This is a genomic window from Ferruginibacter sp. (assembly GCF_028288465.1).
Taxonomy (GTDB): domain Bacteria; phylum Bacteroidota; class Bacteroidia; order Chitinophagales; family Chitinophagaceae; genus Ferruginibacter.
The window spans coordinates 115,532-135,230 of the sequence record NZ_JAQBNR010000053.1 but is presented as its reverse complement, the minus strand read 5'-3'; the positions used below and the strand labels follow the sequence as shown (position 1 = coordinate 135,230).

Below are 19,699 nucleotides of genomic sequence, written 5' to 3'. Positions count from 1 at the left end.
AACAGCATAGATCCGAGATATTGGTTTTGGTTTTTTGAAACATCATCGCTTTTAACAGCATAGTTTCAGGATATTGAATGTTGCAGTTTTCAAAGGAAATCGATTACTGTTTTTTTGTTTTGCTGGATTAGATTGTTTTGATTTTTCAACCATAACTTTCTGATACAAAGATGCGACACCTACACTACCCTTACAAGAGCAGCATTACGCTATTTTTATCGTTCATTAATTACGCAGGGTAGCGTATTTATTCATTTGTGTAGTAGGATATCTACGTAGAAATCAGCAAACTTGCTACAAAACCTGGTTTTACACTAAAGTGAACCGTAAAAAAAACTTCCACAGCTGTTTGATGGGCGTGTGGAAGTAAGATGTTTCCGGCAAGGCCGGCAATTTCGGGGGTTACACTTTTTGCGTTGTTAGCGCTTCCAGATCAAACCTGTGAATGATTTGGCTGGTCTCAGGGTTAGTTAGTTTTTTGAACCATCATCGCTTTTATTGCGTAAGTTCAGCATGTTGGATCTTGTGTCTTCAAAGGAATTCGTTGTTGATTTTTGCACTGGATGTTGCAATATCTATTAGTTTGAAAAACGTAAAATAAAAAGAAGTTGACTGATATTGGATTAGGTAGTTTTTCAGCGATTAGTTGGATTCTAGCTATTTTTTCGGTTTATCAGGATATTGGATGAGATTGATATTTAATTCCTATCAATCAACTTCTGATACAAAAATGCAAAAGATCCAGCTATCAGACAAGCGCATTCTTGCGCTATTTTTTGGGTACAGTAAATACTGTGCAGCGGACATGGATGCCGAAAAAACCGAAGGAATTATCCCATTGTTAAACCGTAAAATTACTTTTATGTAAATTATTTATTATTTGTTTAGTTGTTATTTATAATGCAATAAAATTTACAACTTAATTGTAAATCAATAAACAACCACTAGTTAACGGAACTCTTTACTTTATTTAGTGAGGCTTTGAATTATATCATACTTGGTTACAATATGTAGTGAGCCAGCTTCGTCACGGCTTAACACTGCCCCATTTTCTTTGTTTATAAAGGCACTTAAACGTTCTACGGGCGTGTCGAAAGCTACTTCCGGATAGGCTTTTTCCAGTACTGATTCCACTTTTTTCCATTTCACATTGGCATCATCCAGGATTTTATTAAACAATCCGCTTGCCGATATAGCACCAATTGTGGCGCCATCATGTAACACCGGAATATTTTCTATATCATATTCCTTCATCAGGTCGATGGCTTCGGCCACTGTTTGCCCGGAGCTTAAAGTAATCAGTCTTTGCGTACCGCGGCCACTGATAAGGTCTTTAAAAGTTTTCATTTCTAAAAATCCTCTTTCAAGCATCCACTCATCATTGTAAACTTTTCCAACGTAGCGGCTACCATGGTCGTGGAATATCAGTACCACAACATCGTCTTTTTTTAGCTCGCTCTTTAATTGTAACATCCCCTGGAGACAACTGCCTGCGCTATAGCCACAGAAGATACCTTCCTCTTTTGCTATTCGTCGTGCCATCAAAGCACCATCTTTATCTGTCACTTTTGTAAAGGCGTCAATAACACTCATATCATAATTGGCAGGCACAAAGTCTTCGCCAAATCCTTCGCTTATATAGGGATAAACTTCTTTCTGATCCAGTTCGCCAGTTTCAAAATATTTTTTTAACAAAGATCCATAACTATCAATTGCCCAAACTTTAATATCGGGATTTTTCTCTTTTAAATACTTACCCGTGCCAACAATAGTTCCGCCGGTACCAGTTGCGACAACCAGGTGCGTAACCCTCCCTTCAGTCTGCTCCCAGATCTCCGGACCTGTCTGTTCATAATGTGCTTGTCTGTTGGCTAAATTGTCATACTGATTTACATACCAACTATTGGGAACTTCGGTTGCCAGCCTTTTGCTAACCGAATAATACGACCTCGGATCCGAAGGGTCTACATTCGTGGGACAAACAATTACTTCTGCACCTACGGCTTTTAGAATATCCGCCTTTTCTTTGGATTGTTTATCTGTTGTGGTGAAAATACATTTGTAGCCTTTTACGCAGGCTGCCAATGCAAGGCCCATACCGGTGTTACCACTGGTACCTTCAATAATGGTTCCGCCGGGCTTTATCTTTCCCTCTTGTTCGGCCACTTCCAGCATTTTCAACGCCATCCTGTCTTTTATGCTGTTTCCGGGATTAAAATATTCAACCTTTGCCAGTACCGTACAGGGCAAATCTTTGGTGATCTTATTTAATTTAATAAGCGGCGTATTGCCGATAGTCTCTAAAATATTATTAAGCCACATAATTTTTATTTTGATGCTAAGGTAATTTTATTCTGCAGGTACAGCAATAACCGCTGATTAAAGATGAGACTGATAGCTGCAAGTACTGCATCATCAAACAGCATACTGAAAAAGTATTAATAAATATAAGACACGTTATCTGGACAAAAGCTCAACTGATTTCAAGACGGCTTTGTCCTTTGTATTGAGTGTTTCGTAAAGTCCCTCATTGCGCCATAGTTGTCTTGCAATAGAAGACTGAATGCGTGCAATAAGACTTGCTTTTTCTTTCTCAGAAATGGTGTCCAGCCGGATGGAATCTTTTGCAGCGGCCGATACAAATTGTTTCCAGTTATCTTCGGTAAAACTGAAATTCTTTATAAAATCGGATGTTGTTTTAAAGCTGTTTAGCTGAGTTGCATTTTGCAGGTAATAATGATAGCCGAAGTCGCTTACCAGGCCCCTGTAAAACACTTTTGCAAAGGCTGCGCTAAAATCTGCCGTGTCAACCGGAATAAAAACATCTGGTGTAATGCCGCCTCCGCCATATACAATTTTACCATTTTGGGTCTTAAACATTTTAGTACTGTCATGTTTAACAGAATCGGCAGAATTAACTTCTCCATCGTGAAACCGGTTAGCAACTTCTTCATAGTAGGCTTTGCCGCCATTGGTATAGGAGCGTTGGATGCTTCTTCCAATCGGAGTATAATATCTTGCAATGGTCAGCCTTAAAGCGCTGCCGTCACTCAAATCAAATTGCTCCTGTACCAATCCCTTACCAAAACTGCGCCTTCCCACAATGGTAGCACGGTTCCAGTCCTGCAAGGCACCAATCAATATTTCACTGGCACTTGCGGTACCTTCATCTGCCAGTACCACTAATTCCCCTTTTTCAAAAAGTCCCGGTCTTTTGCTACGGTATTCTTTTTTGGCAAAGTGAGTACCTTCGGTATAAACAATCAGTTTGTCGCCATCTAAAAATTCATCGGCAATCGAGGTGGCTTCATCCAAAATACCGCCACCGTTACCTCTCAAATCAAGTATTAATTTTTTTAATCCCTGCTTTTGCAATGCTTCCATCGCCTGCATAAATTCCCTGTAAGTTGATTGGGAGAATTTATTAAGCCGGATATAGCCGATGCCATTTTCAATAATATAACTGGCATCCACGCTGCTTACAGGTATCATGCCACGGGTAATGGTAAAGGGTATTGTCTGGCTTTCGCGCAAAACAGTAATTACTACTTTGGTATCAAGGTCGCCCCGCAATAGTTTCCTGATCTGATCACCTGTAATCTTTTTACCTGCTACCGGCGTTTCATTTACTTTAATGAATTTATCACCAGTCTTTATACCCGCTTTAAAGCTTGGCCCGTCCGGTACTACATTAATTACATTGATGGTGTCATTGAAAATATTAAACTCCACTCCAATGCCAAAAAAATTGCCAGCGATATCATCATTTACACCTTGCAGTTCATCTGCTGGTATAAAAACAGAGTGTGGGTCAAGCTTGCCCAGGATAGCAGCAATGGCGGTATCTGTTAATTCGGCGGTCTTTACACTGTCTACATATTTGGTTTCTATCAAATCCATCACTTCCTGTAACGGCCTTCTTTTATCGGTTGAAAAGAAATTTTTGCCCGGCATATTGTCTCTCATTTTATACCCAATCATCATACCCGCAATCATCGTAATACTAAAAAGCAGTGGTAACCAAACCTGAATTTTCTTGTTCATATATACACTTATAAACACGAAAATAATTGAATTATAATGAATGCCGTCGTTGTGTTTTTTAATTAACTTGAGCTTTAATAAATTAAACCTCCAAATAATAAATAATAATAATGGCAAATATTTTAATAGCAGACAGTGGATCAACCAAGGCAGAGTGGTGTTTGATAAATGGGGATAAAAAGAAGAAAATTCTAACACAAGGCATCAGCCCTTACTTTTTGAATACCATAGAAATTGAGCAGCTGCTGGCTAAAGAGTTAAAAAATAAATTAAAAGAGCATGAGCCCGACGAAATATATTATTATGGTACGGGGTGTATCAATCCGGAAAATGCAAAATTGGTAACAAAGGCTTTAAAGACAACTTTTCCAAAAGCAAAAATTACAGTAACGCACGATTTAATGGGAGCCGCCAAGGCCCTGTGTGGCGATGAGAAAGGGGTTGCCTGCATACTGGGTACAGGATCCAATTCATGCTATTACAATGGAAAAAAAATTATTAAGAACAGCCCCGGACTTGGATATATCTTAGGCGACGAAGGCAGCGGCGCTTACCTGGGGAAAAAAGTGGTGCAGTATTATTTGTACAATACATTCGATCCCGACCTGATGGACAGGTTTAATGCAAAGTACAATACCACGTCAGCAGAAATTTTGGATGCCGTTTACAAACAACCGCTTCCCAACCGGTACCTGGCGGGCTTTGTACCGTTCCTGGTAGAAAACCGCGGTCACTTTATGATAGAAAATATCATTGAAGATGGTTTTAATGATTTCTTTTTTAATCACCTGTACAAATACAGGGAAAGCTGGATAATGCCCATTCATTTTATTGGAAGCGTAGCCTATGGCTTCAGGGATATTTTAAAAGATATGTGCGACACCTATGAATTGCAGTTAGGCAGGGTATTAAAAAATCCTATGGATGGGTTGGTAAAGTACCATAAGCAAAAAATGATCACCGGTTAACATATTACCTCATCAAACCCTCAGGAACAAACGCCGGCACTTTATAAATGCCGGGGACGTTGATAAAAAGCGATACAATGGCTGTCCAGAAAATAACCGAACAAAGCTCCCATTACCAGCATCTCGAAAAAATGCCGGTGGCAGAATTACTCAGCAACATCAATAAAGAAGATAAAAAAGTAGCAACCGCGGTAGAAGCAGTATTGCCGCAAATAGAAGTGCTTGTAAAAGCGATCGCAGATAAAATGCTGGCTGGAGGGCGTCTTTTTTACATTGGGGCAGGTACCAGCGGACGGCTGGGTATTTTGGATGCGAGCGAATGCCCGCCTACATTTGGTGTATCACCCGACCTGGTCATTGGAATAATAGCCGGAGGTTACAAAGCCATTACGCAGGCTGTAGAATTTGCGGAAGATGATGATGAACAGGGCTGGAAAGATTTAATGGAGTACCACGTATGCGACCGGGATGTTGTAATTGGTGTTGCCGCCAGCGGAACAACGCCTTATGTTATCGGCGCTTTGCAGCAATGTAAAAACAGGAATATTATTACCGGAAGCATCAGCTGTAATTTGAATGCACCGGTAAGTGAAGTAGCCTATTATCCTATTGAGGTTATTGTAGGACCTGAATTTATTACAGGAAGCACCCGGATGAAAAGCGGTACAGCGCAAAAGCTGATATTAAATATGATTTCCACCACACTGATGATTCAGCTGGGCAGGGTGGAGAATAACACGATGGTAAATATGCAGCTCACCAATGAAAAATTAATTGACAGGGGAGTGCGGATGGTGATGGATAAATTAAATATTAGCTATGCGGATGCAAAAGCATTACTAATAAAATATGGCAGCGTAAAAAAATCACTGGAAAATAATGCTTCCTGATAAGACTTTGCTGTTTGTTTTTGATGGGAATTTTGTCTAATTTACGAAGACATTGTTCATGAACAAAACTCACCATTATGAAACGTACACTTCTACTTTTTTCTGTTTTTTTTACGACTGCTTTTTTCAGCAAAGCTCAAAGTTCAAAGCTTTCGTATGCCATTACAGGCAAGCCAAACAATAATTTCTTTTGGGCAGATATAAAACAGGTTGACCTTGCTACCGGCAAAGTAATAAGGACGTTGTTTGAAGCAGATAAAACGCCTTTTAAAATCACAGGCTCAGATAACAGCAATGAGGCAAGAAAAGCTACTGCAAACCCGACTGGTTTTGGCGTGGCGGCTTGTGCTTTGGATGTTGCACACAACAGGTTATATTTTGCTCCCATCCATTTTTCGGATATAAATTATTTAGACCTGAACCAGTCCGGTGCAAGATTTACCACAGTTAAAACCAACCTCCTCGCCAAACCTGCGGGCGGTGCTTTTCAAACAGAAGAAAACCAAATCACCCGCATGGTAATTGCTGCCGATGGTTATGGTTATGCATTAACAAATGATGCCAACCACCTGCTGCGTTTTAATACGGGCGGCAGCGTAAATGTGCAGGACCTTGGGCCGGTAATTGATGCTGCAGAAAACAAAGGCATTTCTATCCATAACAAATGCTCCAGCTGGGGCGGAGACATGGTGGCAGATGCTTTTGGCAAACTTGTAATTGTAACAGCAAGCCATAATATTTTCAGTATTGATGTAGCAGCCAGGACGGCAAAATTTACAGGGGGCATTACCGGCTTGCCTGCCACTTTTACAACCAACGGTGCAGCCGTGGATGATGCTGGTAATATGGTGGTAAGCAGTGCCAATGTTTTCGAGGGCCTCTACAAAGTGAATATGAAAGATCTTTCAGCCGTAAAAGTTGTGAGTACAGAAAGTCCATTCAATGCATCTGACCTGGCCAATGGTAATTTTTTATTACAGAAGGAAGCCGATGCAGAAAGAAATTCGCTTGCAAAATCGCTGCTGCCGCTTTCAACTGTTAGTGATGCAAAAATTTTTCCTAACCCTGTCACCGGTTCTCAGTTCAGGGTTTTAACAGCCGGGCAAAATGTTGGACGATACACCGTAATAGTTACGGATCTCGCCGGCAGAACCCTGCAGTCAAAAGTTGTCAGCCTTACCAAAGCGCCACAAACAACCACCATTAATTTTGCCCGTCAGCAACCAAAGGGCACTTACATGGTGAACATTTTAAACCAAAATAAACAGGTTACATTCACCGAAAAACTGGTTGTAGAATAGCCGGTTTTACTTCATCGTTGTTGTAAATAATAAGCTGCATTGATTGCAGCTTTTTTTATAAACAAATCATTTTATCAGCACGATGATTTAATTTTGCTACAACAATATTTTTTATTTTGGTTATGGCAGTGCAGCGCTTTTTTATTGTATGCAAAATATAGAACCTTATTATAACTGGCGTCATTTGTACATCGCCGAAGACGACGACAGGTCTCCATTTTATGGCCGTGAGTACAGCGAATTTGAATTTTCCCAAACAGTTTACAATTATTATATCCATCCGCAGTGGGATGAATTTGGTAGCAGAACATTATACATGAAAATTATTTTTGTGGATTATGATCAGCACTTTGCCATTATAGAATTACTGGGTGAATGGAACGATGCAATTGAAAATGATATCATGACACTGCGCCGGGACATCACAGATATTTTGTATGTGCAGGGTATTTTCAAATTTATATTCATCGCTGAAAATGTGCTGAATTTTCACAGCAGCGATGATAGTTATTATGAAGAATGGAGAGAGCAACTGGAAGATGACGGAGGCTGGGTAGTGGTCATTAATATGCCTTCTCAAAGCCAGTATGATTTTAAAAAAGCACGACTGACCAACTATGTAGCGTTGCTGGATTTCCCGCAATGGAGAACATTAAAACCGGAAGTGGTTTTTCAGCAAGTAGACAACTGGATGATTAAACAATTAAATTAAATATCACATCGCATGACTGATATAGGCAAAAAGTATTGCTTAAATAATTTCAATAAAATAATTTTTTGAGACTTACTGACGTACTTTTGCATCAATTTACTAAAATAACCCAAGCTATATGACCTGGAAATTATTCTTTACCTCCTCAATCGGCAAGAAATTCATAATGGCGCTTACCGGTATTTTCCTTATCACTTTCTTAATAGTTCACTGCGCCATAAACGCCATGATTTTTTTTAATGATGGTGGCGAAACGTTTAACCATTGGGGCCATTTCATGGGTTCTAATTTAATCGTTCGCACTATGGAACTGGGTTTGTTTTTATTTTTAATCATGCATATTGTACAAGGACTTACCTTATGGAGTCAAAACAATAAATCCAGGCCGGTAAAATACGTTGTAAAAAACTCTGCCGCCAATAGTACCTGGTACAGTAGAAGCATGGGCTTGCTTGGAACGCTGATTCTTATTTTCCTTGTATTGCATTTATATCATTTCTGGACTCCATCCAGGTTTGGTGGAATGGCTGGTATCAAAGCACTGGACGAGACAAGTCTTGCAACATACAACAATGAAGAAGTACACAATTTATATGCAGAAATGAAATTGGTGTTTGAAAACAATTTATTAATTGTTGTTGTTTACATACTTGGCGTGATATCGCTTTGCTGGCATTTGCTGCATGGTTTTCAAAGTGCGTTTCAAACGTTTGGTGTAAACCACAAAAGATATACACCCATTATAAAAGGCGCAGGCGTTGTTTACTCAGTTGTTATTTGCTTATTGTTTGCATTGATGCCACTGGCTTTTTATTTGCACTGGGTTAATTAAATATTTCAGCAACTATAACCAGTTAATTAACAACAAATAAAATTGTACCAATACGTCTCTGATATATTAGCAACTAACACAATCGTATTACAACACCTTGTAAAATAGTTTTAACCAATCACCTAATCAACAATACTATGTCTTTCGATTCAAAAATTCCTGCCGGCGAAATGAATGAAAAGTGGAACGATTATAAAGGGCACGTTAAGCTGGTAAATCCTGCCAACAAACGTAAGCTTGAAGTAATTGTAGTAGGCACCGGGCTGGCCGGAGCTTCTGCCGCAGCTTCACTGGGAGAGATGGGATATAAAGTAAAAGCATTTTGTTTCCAGGATAGTCCGAGAAGAGCGCATAGTATCGCAGCCCAGGGCGGCATCAATGCGGCTAAAAATTATCAGAATGATGGCGACTCTGTTTTTCGCTTGTTTTATGATACGGTAAAAGGTGGTGATTACAGGGCGAGAGAAGCAAATGTGCATCGCCTTGCAGAAGTGAGCAACGCTATTATTGATCAGTGTGTGGCACAGGGGGTTCCTTTTGCAAGGGAGTACGGCGGCTTGTTAAGCAACCGTAGTTTTGGTGGAACCCAGGTACAGCGTACGTTTTATGCTGCGGGCCAAACAGGTCAGCAATTATTGCTGGGCGCTTACAGTGCATTGGAAAGGCAAATTGCGTTGGGTACGGTTGAAATGTACAGTCGCCACGAAATGCTGGATGTGGTAATGATTGATGAAAAGGCAAGAGGAATTATAGCAAGAAACCTGGTGACAGGAGAACTGGAAAAACATTTTGGTCACGCCGTGTTATTATGTACCGGTGGTTATGGCAATGTATTTTATTTAAGCACCAACGCCATGGGCAGCAATGTTACAGCTGCATGGAAAGCACATAAAAAAGGTGCCTTCTTTGGTAACCCCTGCTTTACACAAATTCACCCAACCTGTATCCCGGTGAGTGGTGAATACCAGAGCAAGCTTACCTTGATGAGTGAAAGTTTGCGCAACGATGGCCGCATCTGGGTGCCCAAACAAAAGGATGAAAAACGTAAAGCAGTAGATATTCCTGAAGAAGAAAGAGACTATTACCTGGAAAGAAGATATCCTGCATTTGGTAACCTTGTACCACGCGATGTGGCTTCAAGAGCTGCAAAAGAAAGATGCGATGAAGGCTATGGCGTAGGTACAACCAAGCTCGCCGTTTATCTTGATTTTAAAGATGCGATTTTACGTTATGGTAAAATTGAATTGGGCAAACAGGGCAATACCACTGCTTCGCAGGAAGAAATTATTAAAGCAGGTAAAGCTGTTGTAGAAGAAAAATACGGTAATCTGTTTGAAATGTATGAAAAAATTACGGGTGAAAATCCATACGAAATGCCGATGCGTATTTTCCCTGCGGTGCATTATACCATGGGTGGCTTGTGGGTTGATTACGAATTACAGACAACAGTAAAAGGCCTGTATGCATTGGGCGAAGCTAACTTCAGCGATCACGGTGCCAACCGGTTGGGTGCATCTGCATTGATGCAGGGGCTGGCCGATGGATACTTCGTAATCCCGTATACGCTGGGTAATTACCTGGCCGATGAAATACGCACACCCGCCATTCCAACTTCACATCCCGCTTTTGCAGAAACAGAAAAAGCAGTAAGCGACCGGATCAATACCCTGATGAACATCAGGGGCAAACAAACAGTGGAAAGTTTTCACAAACGCCTGGGTAAAATTATGTGGGATAAATGTGGTATGGCCCGTAACGAAAAAGGTTTAAGGGAAGCGATTACAGAAATCCAGGCTTTGAAAAAAGAATTCTGGAGCGATGTAAGAATACCGGGAGAAATCAACAACATGAACCCTGAACTGGATAAAGCAGGCCGCGTGGCGGATTTTATCGAACTGGGAGAACTGATGTGTAAAGATGCATTGGAAAGAAGAGAGAGTTGTGGTGGCCATTTCAGGGAAGAATCACAAACAGAAGATGGTGAAGCAAAACGCGATGATGAAAATTTCAGTTTTGTTTCTGCCTGGGAATACAAAGGAGAAAGTAACTGGCAGCTAAACAAAGAACCACTAGAGTTTGAAATTGTGAAACCAACACAGCGTTCTTATAAATAATTGATGAATTGCAATACAACCATTCATCAATACAGCAATTCAACAATAACCAATACAACAATTTAACCATTCAAAAATGGAACATTACAATATGAATCTGACGTTAAAAATCTGGCGTCAAAAAAACAAGCAGTCTGCCGGTTCTTTGGAAACCTACCAGGTAAAAGATATTTCATCAGAGATGTCGTTTTTGGAAATGTTTGATGTTTTAAACGAGCAGTTAATTGTAGCCGGAGATGATCCGATTGCATTTGATCATGACTGCCGCGAAGGAATTTGTGGTCAGTGCAGCATGCACATAGATGGAAGAGCACACGGGCCGTGGACAAACAATACTACTTGCCAGCTGCACATGCGTGCTTTTAAAGATGGCGATACCATTGTGGTAGAACCATGGCGCAGCAAGGCTTTTCCGGTAATAAAAGATTTAATGGTAGACCGCAGTTCGTTTGACCGCATCATCCAGGCAGGTGGTTATATCTCTGTAAATACAGGTAATGCAGTTGATGCCAATTCATTGCCGATTGATAAAAAAGATGCAGACAACGCCTTTATGGCAGCAGCCTGTATTGGTTGCGGCGCCTGTGTTGCAACCTGTGTAAACAGCAGCGCCATGTTGTTTGTGAGTGCAAAAGTGGCTCAGCTGGCCCAGTTGCCGCAGGGACAACCGGAAAGGGAATCAAGGGTGTTGAATATGGTAGCCCAGATGGACAAGGAAAATTTTGGTAACTGTACCAATACCTATGCATGTGAAGCAGAATGCCCCAAGGGAATTTCAGTTTCAAATATTGCCCGTTTAAACCGTGAATATCTTTCTGCCGGGTTAAGTACTGAACAATAAATTTATACGTTATATATTGGCTAAACCTTCTTTAACCGGAAGGTTTTTTTATTTGTACCGGCGTTGGTACACTCAAAAGCTGTTGCTCAATAAATACTAACTTTAAATACCGAAATCTAAAAGCTTGATTTGAAATCTCCAAGGATATATCTGCTGCTGATCTTTATGCTGACTGTACAATTATCCCAGGGGCAAAAAATACTATCACCGGTCTCCAACCTCCGAAATAAAAAAATTATTGTCAGCAATACCCGTAACAGTTTCGATAGCCTAAGTGTTGTCCCCGGTACATTCCATATCAAAAATGTATATCCTTCCCAGTATATATTGGATGAAATCAATGCCCGTTTAACCTGGATACAAAAACCAGACACAGACAGCATAGAAATCAGTTACCGCGTGTTTCCAACCAGGTTAAATGCAGCTTCCCGGCATTTTAATTATGACAGCATCCGCAATAATTTCATCGCCGAACGGCCTTATATTTTTAAAAGTGGTGGCAAGCAGGCCAACGCCCTCTTTGATTTTGGCGACATCAATTACAATGGTAGTTTCGGCCGGGGTATTTCGTTTGGCAACAGCCAGGATGCGGTGCTTAACTCAAGTTTAAATTTACAGCTCAACGGTTTTATTGGTGATAGTCTGGAATTAACAGCAGCTGTTACTGACAATAATATTCCTATACAGCCAGATGGCAATACTCAGGATCTGCGTGATTTTGATAAAGTATTTTTGCAGGTAAAAAAGAGAAACTGGCAGGTGAATTTTGGGGATATTGATATCCGCCAGAGTAAAAACTATTTTCTCAATTTTTACAAACGATTGCAGGGGATGTCTTTTTTGACAGACAATAAAATCAATAAACATGTGAGCAATTCGCTGTTGCTGAGTGGCTCTGTTGCCAAGGGGAAATTTAACCGCAATGTATTGGTTCCGCTCGAGGGAAACCAGGGCCCGTACCGACTACAGGGCGCCAGCAATGAATTGTATTTTACTGTACTGGCTGGTACAGAAAGAGTTTTTATGGATGGCGAACTGCTGGTGAGGGGCGAAGACCAGGATTACGTAATCAACTACAATACGGCGGAACTGACTTTTACACCCAAACGGATGGTTACAAAAGACAAGCGCATACAGGTGGAGTTTGAGTACGCAGACCGTAACTTTTTAAACTCTAATTTGTATGTAAACGATGAGGTAACCATCAATAAAAAACTGGTGCTGAGTATCGGCGCTTTCTCCAACCAGGACGCAAAAAATTCTGCCATTAACCAAACACTGGATAGCAAGCAAAAACAATTTTTAGCAGATGTAGGCGATGGCATTGATACCGCCTTTTATAGAGGAGCAGTACTGGATACATTTGCAACGGGTAAAATATTATACCGTAAAATAGATTCGGTTTTTAATACCACGCAACACGATTCTATTTATGTGTATGACACTACGAACAACAACACTTTATACAATCTGGCTTTTACCTACCTCGGTGCCGGGAAGGGAAATTATGTACAATTGTACACCGCAACCAATGGTAAAGTATTTAAATGGGTTACTCCCAACGCAGCCAATGTAAAACAGGGGGACTGGGAACCGGTTATTTTATTGGTAACTCCCAAGAAAAAGCAACTGATTACAGTAGGGGCCGAATACAGCATCAATGCAACTACGCGTATCAAAACAGAATTTGCTGTGAGTAATTATGACATCAATCTTTTCAGCAGCAAGGATAAAAGCAATGACAATGGCGTAGCCGCAAAAGTACAATTGATACAGGATGGGAAAAAAGTGCATCTTTTTAAAAAGGCATTGGAATTGCAAACCAACCTGGGATACGAATATGTGCAGGGACGTTTCACTCCGTTGGAGCGTTTACGCAATGTAGAATTTAACCGCGACTGGAGTTTGCCTTATACCGTAGCTCCCGCTGATGAAAGTCTTGCCAATGCAGCGTTCCAGCTAAGAGACAGTGCCGGCAACCAGGTGAAATATGAAGTTACCCAATACAGCCGAAGTGATAAATTCAGTGGCGTACGGCAGGCATTCAATCATTTCTCCAGTATTCATGGCTGGAGGCTGACTGACCAAATTAGCATCACGAGCAGCAATTCTCCTTTACAAAAATTTAGTTACCTGCGTCCTTCGGTTGATGTAAACAAGCAGTTTAAAAAATTCAACAACCTGGTTATAGGTGGTAATTATTCAGCAGAGCACAACACAGTTACCAACAAGCAATATGATACGTTGTCTCCTTTCAGTTTTGCGTTTCATACCTGGCAGGTGTATGTAAAATCAGATGAGGCAAAGCCCAATAAATGGGGCATCAGTTATTTTACCCGTAGCGATTTATACCCCGTAGTAAAAAAATTATCAGTGGCTGATAAGAGCGATAATTTTAGCGTTACCACCGCCTTATTAAAAAACGAACATCACCAGTTTAAATTCAATCTGACTTACAGAAAACTGCAGATTGTGAACCCTTTGCTTACTACGCAAAAGGCAGATGAAAGTTTGCTCGGCCGCTCAGAATATTTTATCAATGAATGGAAGGGCCTGGTTACAGGAAACGTTTTATATGAAGTGGGAGCAGGGCAGGAGCAAAAAAGAGAATTCACTTTTGTTGAAGTGCCGGCCGGCCAGGGCGAATATACCTGGAATGATTATAATAACAACGGGATTGCAGAACTGAATGAATTTGAAATTGCCTTGTTCCCTGATCAGCGAAAATACATCCGTGTAAATACGCCTACCAATCAATATGTAAAGGCTAATTATGTAACGTTTAATTACAGCGTTGATATCAGTCCACGAGCAATAATAGATGCGGCTAAAGCCAAAGGGTTTAGAAAACTGTTGAGCAGGCTAAGCACATCCTCTTCTATGCAGATCAACAAGAAAGATATCTCTACCGGGAGTTTTCAGTTCAATCCTTTTACAAAAAAACTGGTTGATACTACCTTGCTTACCCTGAGTTCTTTTTTATCGAATTCGTTATTCTTTAACCGCGTTAGCAGCAAATGGGGTATGGATATAACGCATAGCCAGAACAGCGGTAAATCGTTGCTGACGTATGGATTCGAAAGCAGGAAATTGACGAACATCACTTATAAGGCAAGATTCAATTTTAACCGGAAAATCACTACCAGCATAACTTTAAAATCTATTAACAATGAATTGAATTCGCCCAAGTTTGATAACAGGAATTACAGCGTGCAACAAAAAGTGGCCGAGCCAGCAGTAAGTTACACGCATGGCAGCGACCTGCGGGTAACAGCATCTTACAGCATCAGCGATAAAAAAAATACAGTCGGCTTTTTTGAAAAACTGACCAATAATGCCATCAATACAGAAGTTAAATACAACGTGCTTTCCAACAGCACCATCAACGGAAAGTTCTCGGTTAATACCATCAGCTTCTCAGCGAGAGATCCCAGTGCATCACCTAATTCAACCGTTGGATATATTATGCTGGAAGGATTGTTGCCCGGTAAAAATTACCTATGGAACCTGGAATACACCAAACGCCTCGCAGGTAATATTGAAATGAGTGTGCAATACGACGGCCGTAAGCCAGGCGCAGCAAGGGTAGTACACATCGGGCGTGCAACCATCAGGGCTATCTTTTAGGAGATAGCCTTACATCAGGAAAGCATAAAGACTCTTTCAACAACCCAATAGCCAGCTACCAACGCAATCATGGATGACAGGCCATACACTACTCTTCCCCTGTACCATACATTATCTTTCAAAGGAAGTATCACCAGCGAAAACATCGCCACTATAACCGTCATCTGCCCCAGTTCTACGCCCAGGTTAAAGGATAAAATGGAGGTAACGAATTTGTCAGCCGGCAAGCCAATTTCATTTAAAGCGCTGGCAAAACCCATTCCGTGAATCAGCCCAAATAAGAAAACAACAGCAATCCGCCAGGGCTTCAGCTTGGTGATCAGTATATTTTCTACAGCTACAAATGCGATGGATAAAGCGATGATGGGTTCTACAACAGGTGCCGGTGCTACAAAAATATTTTTCATACTCAATGCAAGCGTAATAGAATGTGCCACGGTAAATGCGGTGGCCTGCCACAACATCGTCTTGATATTTGTACTCAGCAAACACAGTCCCACTACAAATAAAATATGATCCGCACCTTTTGGAATGATGTGAGTGAAACCAAGCTTTGTATAAAACCAAACCACATCTTTTGCCGGTGCATTCTGCAGGGCATAATTAATGCTGTGTGCAAAAAGCAGCGGTGAAAAAAAGAGGACTGCTAACAGTATCACCCACTTTCTGTAAGCCGGTACAATAAAATCTTTCACGGTAAATATTTTATCATTTACTAAAACTTACGAAACTCTTTATCTGTTGTAATGCAGCCGTCTTAAGCGTTTCATCTATGTTAGGATTATTTTGTACGGCATCCTGCAGGTATTTATTTGCTTTAACAGTGTCGCCATTTTTTGCGAAAATTAATCCCGCCCTGCACAACAGTGTTGGATTTTTACTGTTGGTCTTCATCGCTTCCTGGAGGTATGGCAAGGCTTTACCTGGTTCATTGTTTTCGAAATACATCCAGGCCAGTGTTTCATTTACATCAATGTTTTTTGGCCGCCGGTTATATTCCATCAGTGCATGTTCAAGTGCCTTTTCTTTGTTGCCCGCAGAGAGATAGGCATAGGCCAGTTCTTTATCAGCATAGTGTCCGATGCTTTCATCGCTGTTGGCTGCTGTTGCATTTTTATTCAATTCATCAATCAGGTTTTTTGTAAGTTTCGCAGCTTTTTCTTTTTGCCCGGACAAATAGTATACGTTTGCAATCTCCTGCATAAAAGCATTGCTGGAAGCATCTTTAGTTGCTTGCTGGTAGAAGTCTATGGCTTTGTTGTAGTCCTTTGCAGCCAAAGCTAAACGTGCCATTCCTGCAAGTGCATACATGTAACCTGGCCGTTCATTCAGCGCCAACTGGTAGTTCATTTCAGCGCTTTTAAGGTCGCCGGTATTTTCATACAAATGGCCCAGTTGCACCCTTGACCATTCTGTTGCTTCATCTCCGGGGGCGCCTGCATCAATGGCTAATTTCATAGCGTCAACAGCGCCTGTATAATCACCAAATATTTCCCGGAGGTAGGATGCCCTTGCGTAAGAACGCATGTCTGGCCGGATGTCCATCATTTTTTGAGCACAATTCAATGCAGAATCATAGTTGCCCATTTCTACATTCCCATCTACTAATATGCCCTGTACAAATGCGTTGTATGGAATGATGTTTCGTGCCTGTAAGGCAGTCGCCAAGCCATCCGAAAAATGATGCTGGCTAAGATATATCAATGATTTAAGCGTAAGGGCCTCAAAATTATTGGCATCAATTTTCAGCGCAGCAGTCACCAGTTTCATTGCTGCCATGTCATAGTATTGATAATTACCGGTTGCCCTTCCCTCCAGTATAAAATAATTTGCCAATGCTACAATCGATTTCGTATCATTCGGATTGGCTTTTATTTTACGCTGCAGTAACGCAACATTTTTTTGTGTAAGTATCCATTCATCTGTTTTTGCCAGTAAGCCTTTACGCGGAAGCATTGTGTAGACTATTGCTTCCATTTTTTTTTCTTTATTTTGATATTGTAAGATTATAAGGCCTGCAGAGCCCGTAAACACAATCAGTAACAGGATGTATAAAATATTTTTTTTCATGTTCTTCAGTTTGTTGATAAGAGATGATCAATCAGGTTAAGATTATTCTTTTAATCGAATCATTCAGCGAATTAAAAAAGGTTGTTTTAAAAACACGGATATTTTAAAAGAGCTCAGCCATTCTTCGAACTTCAATCCTGATAGCTGTTTCAGCCTTCGGCAGCTGATGCTTTTAAAACAACCTTTTTTATAAAGAATTATCCTTTTACAACTTTAATTGTTTGTTTAACTTCACCATCCTTTGTCACTTTTATAAAATAAATACCTTTAGTTAAACCATGTCCATCCCATTTTTCAGTATAAGTTCCTGGCTTCACATTTTTATCTACCAGCATTTTTACTTGCTGTCCTTCTGCATTTACCAATGAAATACTTACCCTCGAGGTATTGTCAACACGATAGGTAATCGTTCCGTTACCGATAAAAGGATTAGGAGAAACTTTTGCGAAAACTTCAGGTGCAGACATTGTCAGGCCCCCCATGTTCACTGTACTTCTGATGGTATTGTTACTCCTGGCATTGTTGGGCGTATTGCAAGGGCAGATATATGTACCTGCAAAAGGCTCCTGTACATATGGAAAAAATTGCTTTAGTGCAACATCATTCGCTTCCACTCCGGTAGTATAAGTCAATACTTTTACCAGGTTAGGTGTAACCGGGCTGGGGCTTGAGCCAGGAATGTAATCATCATACCATAAGCCAATGGCTGCCAACACTACGCCGCCCACTGCCTGTAGTTCAATTCTTGTCACATCATCTTCCAGCCTTCTGCCGTTAGGAAAACCATCCATGTTGGGGATATACTGGATAGAAGTATTTGAGTTGTAAGCAGGGTCTGTTAAACCCAGTACTGCTGCCTGTATTAAGCCGAGAGAACTAAACTCGGAGCTCGTTCTGGGGGTAGGTGGTACAGCCATGTTCAGACGAAGCATGTCTCCACCATTCGGTAAAAAATTTGATATAAATGGCTTCCCTTTTGCTAAAGGATTACCCGCTTTGCCCGTTGCCAACTGGTAAGGGGCCAGGTTGGGTACCCCGGTGTGGAAGATAGGCCATAAATCAACCGACCTGGGTGAATTTGCTGCCGGTAACAACAAGCCGCCAAATGCAGATTCAGCGAGAGCTGTACCATTGAGGGCAGCATTCCCTTTAAGGCCAAACAAACCATTTTGGTTGTTGCCAAATCCAAATCCACCCAATGAATTTCTTTGTATGCGCAATGGTTTTAATGCCGGAACAGCGCCTCCAAAATAGGTATCATCCATGTACAGGGCCAGTTCAGGATTGTAAAAGAATTTTCCGAAAGTACTCAGTTTGGAGAGGTCTTCATAGGGTGATAAAGAATTCCAGTAGTCTTTGTATCCTATCGGAATTACCGCTTCATTGGTTAATGGCATGCCAAGACGCGATACCTGTACCCATGGGCCGGAATTGGTCGTTCCTTTACCATCTTCTCTTAAAATGCTTATTTTTTGCCGGCTGGCATTTGCCCAAACACCAATAACAAAATTTGGATCAAGGATGCTGGTAGCCTGACTTACGGGTTTTTTATCTTTTTGCAAAGTGCTTATATCTATCTTTAAAGCGATAGTAGAAACGTTTAAACATCTTAACCCGTCTGTCGGAGGCATTCCGTTTGTACGGGGTGCATCACCCAGATCGAAAATTCCTCCAAGATCTACAAAGAAGGGGTCGTCTGCCGGGCCGCAAAAAACCTTCTCGCCGGTGGTGGCTGTTGCAAGGGCATTCACAACTTCCTGCGTGTAGTCTGAAGCACCTAAACCAACTGAAGAAAGGTTAGAACGTGCGCCAATATTCGGTGGGGGTACTTTACCTTTTTCTACAACGGTTTGAAAACTCATCCCTCCGTCCATACTTCTTTCTAGTTTGTAGGTTGTTTTAAGGTTTTGTTTGCCCAACCTGATGTTGAAGAAAGTAGAAGGATCTTCATTGGTTTTGTTGAAAGTGAAACGATAAATAATATCGTCTCCTTTGGTTGCAATGTTGTTATCAATATGAATTTCGTAACGTATATTTTCACCAAACTGGTAATAATTAGGGCCGCCCTGTGGCAATTGGCCGGGGACATAATTGGCGATAATGGTTACATAGTTCGGATCATCGGGGCTTCGAAAAGCATAGACATCTGTATTGTCTGCCAACGGGTCATTGGCAATGAGCGGCGCCTCCCGGTGCGATGACGCAAACGCAGGTGCCGTGGTATTTACAAGCATAACCATAAGCAGAATAGCTGTCGAAATTTTTCTTTTCATAATGAATAGTTTTTTGTTGAAAAATAA

General features: G+C 41.0%; 13 protein-coding genes. 8 read left to right on the top strand and 5 right to left on the bottom strand.

From position 1 onward, the window contains the following. Positions 1-966: 966 nt before the first annotated feature. Complete coding sequence (locus JWR61_RS20880) at positions 967-2,322, bottom strand: pyridoxal-phosphate dependent enzyme (protein WP_301929645.1); 1,356 nt, start codon at positions 2,320-2,322, stop codon at positions 967-969. Positions 2,323-2,457: 135 nt separating this feature from the next. Further along, positions 2,458-4,044 (bottom strand): S41 family peptidase, encoded by a 1,587-nt coding sequence (locus tag JWR61_RS20875; RefSeq protein WP_301929644.1) that lies wholly within the window; start codon positions 4,042-4,044, stop codon positions 2,458-2,460. A 110-nt stretch (positions 4,045-4,154) separates the two neighbouring features. Here JWR61_RS20875 and JWR61_RS20870 point away from each other — a divergent pair, with 110 nt between their 5' ends. The 8 genes from JWR61_RS20870 to JWR61_RS20835 all read left to right on the top strand — a co-directional run bounded on the left by JWR61_RS20870 (position 4,155) and on the right by JWR61_RS20835 (position 15,329). Then, the gene (locus tag JWR61_RS20870; RefSeq protein WP_301929643.1) at positions 4,155-5,012 is read left to right on the top strand and encodes an N-acetylglucosamine kinase; all 858 of its coding nucleotides are present in this window, start codon (positions 4,155-4,157) and stop codon (positions 5,010-5,012) included. A gap of 77 nt (positions 5,013-5,089) precedes the next feature. After that, positions 5,090-5,902: an N-acetylmuramic acid 6-phosphate etherase gene (gene murQ / locus JWR61_RS20865; protein ID WP_301929642.1), complete on the top strand. Its 813-nt coding sequence runs from the start codon at positions 5,090-5,092 to the stop codon at positions 5,900-5,902. 77 nt (positions 5,903-5,979) lie between these two features. Beyond that, entirely contained in the window at positions 5,980-7,203 is a 1,224-nt protein-coding gene (locus JWR61_RS20860) for a T9SS type A sorting domain-containing protein (protein ID WP_301929641.1), read from the top strand. 148 nt (positions 7,204-7,351) lie between these two features. Next, positions 7,352-7,915 (top strand): hypothetical protein, encoded by a 564-nt coding sequence (locus tag JWR61_RS20855; RefSeq protein ID WP_290338446.1) that lies wholly within the window; start codon positions 7,352-7,354, stop codon positions 7,913-7,915. Positions 7,916-8,033: 118 nt separating this feature from the next. Further along, positions 8,034-8,747: a succinate dehydrogenase cytochrome b subunit gene (locus tag JWR61_RS20850; RefSeq protein WP_301929640.1), complete on the top strand. Its 714-nt coding sequence runs from the start codon at positions 8,034-8,036 to the stop codon at positions 8,745-8,747. 137 nt (positions 8,748-8,884) lie between these two features. After that, positions 8,885-10,861 (top strand): fumarate reductase/succinate dehydrogenase flavoprotein subunit, encoded by a 1,977-nt coding sequence (locus JWR61_RS20845; protein ID WP_301929639.1) that lies wholly within the window; start codon positions 8,885-8,887, stop codon positions 10,859-10,861. 76 nt (positions 10,862-10,937) lie between these two features. Continuing rightward, the gene (locus tag JWR61_RS20840) at positions 10,938-11,702 is read left to right on the top strand and encodes a succinate dehydrogenase/fumarate reductase iron-sulfur subunit (protein WP_301929638.1); all 765 of its coding nucleotides are present in this window, start codon (positions 10,938-10,940) and stop codon (positions 11,700-11,702) included. Between the two features lie 129 nt (positions 11,703-11,831). Next, complete coding sequence (locus tag JWR61_RS20835) at positions 11,832-15,329, top strand: hypothetical protein (protein ID WP_301929637.1); 3,498 nt, start codon at positions 11,832-11,834, stop codon at positions 15,327-15,329. 14 nt (positions 15,330-15,343) lie between these two features. Here JWR61_RS20835 and JWR61_RS20830 read toward each other — a convergent pair whose 3' ends face one another. The 3 genes from JWR61_RS20830 to JWR61_RS20820 form a co-directional block, all read right to left on the bottom strand. Beyond that, the gene (locus tag JWR61_RS20830; protein WP_301929636.1) at positions 15,344-16,024 is read right to left on the bottom strand and encodes a HupE/UreJ family protein; all 681 of its coding nucleotides are present in this window, start codon (positions 16,022-16,024) and stop codon (positions 15,344-15,346) included. Positions 16,025-16,037: 13 nt separating this feature from the next. After that, positions 16,038-17,399 carry a lipopolysaccharide assembly protein LapB gene (locus JWR61_RS20825; RefSeq protein ID WP_301929635.1) on the bottom strand — a complete coding sequence of 454 codons (1,362 nt, stop codon included), beginning with the start codon at positions 17,397-17,399 and terminating at the stop codon, positions 16,038-16,040. A gap of 197 nt (positions 17,400-17,596) precedes the next feature. Beyond that, positions 17,597-19,672 (bottom strand): DUF4331 family protein, encoded by a 2,076-nt coding sequence (locus tag JWR61_RS20820; RefSeq protein WP_301929634.1) that lies wholly within the window; start codon positions 19,670-19,672, stop codon positions 17,597-17,599. Between the last annotated feature and the right edge of the window lie 27 nt (positions 19,673-19,699).